The sequence below is a fragment of the Pseudaeromonas pectinilytica genome (assembly GCF_054780855.1).
In genome coordinates this window covers 1-1444 of record NZ_BAAGVN010000029.1, presented here as the reverse complement: position 1 = coordinate 1444, position 1444 = coordinate 1, and the positions used below count along the sequence as shown (strand labels likewise).

At 54.3% G+C, this 1444-nt stretch carries 1 protein-coding gene; it reads left to right on the top strand.

Translation table 11 applies throughout. The annotated features are described in order from the left end of the window. Positions 1-972: IS66 family transposase (tnpC, locus tag ACYVG7_RS02960; protein WP_460881760.1), on the top strand; the 972-nt coding region annotated here is incomplete at its 5' end. Positions 973-1444: the final 472 nt, after the last annotated feature.

Sequence of the window (1444 nt, the reverse complement as noted above, 5' to 3'; positions counted from 1 at the left end):
GGGCAGGAGGTGAGCCGCACCAGCATGGCCCACTGGATCATCCGGCTGGACGAGGTGTTCCAGCCATTGATGAACCTGCTGCGTGAGGAGCAGAACCTCGCGGCTTACCTGCAAGCCGACGAGACGCGGATCCAGGTGCTCAAAGAGGAGGGCAAAACGGCGCAATCGGACAAATGGATGTGGGTGACCCGTGGCGGTCCGCCGGGCCGCCCCTCTGTGTTATTTGAATATGATCCGTCGCGCGCCGGAAGCGTACCCGTGCGCCTGCTGGACGGTTTTAGCGGCGTACTGCAAGCCGATGGCTATTCTGGCTATAGCCAGGTGTGCAAACAGAGCGGTCTCACCCGGATTGGCTGCTGGGATCATGCGCGGCGCAAATTCATCGAAGCGACCCAGGCCACGCCGTCCGTTGCGAAGGGCAAGAGCAAGCCCGGTGCCAGCAAGGCCGGTGTGGCATTGGGGTACATAGGTAAGCTCTATGCCATCGAGCGGGAGCAGAAGGAGCGCAGTGATGCCGAGCGTTATCAGGCACGGCAGACGCGTAGCATGCCGCTGTTGGCAGAGTTCAAAACCTGGCTGGACAATCACGTCGGCAAGGTGATGAAAGGCTCGCTGACGAGAAAGGCGATGGAATACACGCTGGGGCAGTGGCCCTATCTGGTCGGTTACTGCGAGCGGGGTGATCTGCACATCAGCAATGTGTTGGCGGAGAACGCGATCCGCCCGTTCGCCGTGGGGCGCAAGGCCTGGTTGTTCGCCGACAGCGCGCAAGGCGCCAAGGCCAGCGCGACCTGCTACTCGTTGCTGGAGACAGCCAAAGCCAATGACCTTGAGCCCTCAGCGTATATCAACTATGTGCTGGCGCAGATCGGCGCAGCCGATAGCCTGGAAAAACTCGAAGCCCTGCTACCCTGGAACGTCCCGCTGGAGCCCATTGCAAAAAAAGTGGCGCAATACAACGAAGGCAAGTAGGTCGATTTAGCGGCGCTTACAACAAGGTGGCTTGGATTTAGGCAAACTATAAGTGATGGAAACACTTTAACTGAGTGTGTTAGCACCACGAACGTAGCACCTGCGAATGATAGCATTGATTATATTTTTTTAGACCCTCCATTTGGAGCAAACTTGCAGTATTCAGAGTTAAACTTTTTTATGGAGTCATGGTTGGGTTTACTAACAAACAACCAAGAAGAAGCTGTAGAAAATAAGTTTCAACGTAAGGGGAGTCTTGAGTATCGACAACTAATGAATAGGTGCTTTAGGGAAGCTCACAGGATCTTAAAACCAGGGCATTGGATGACTGTCGAATTTTCAAATACTCAAGCTGCTGTATGGAATAGCATACAAACGGCACTAACAGAAGCAGGGCGGGAGCACACTTTGTTGATCTTTTAACCAAAGAATAACTGAGCCCGATAGTCGTCATTCCAGCCGGCTCTTTTTA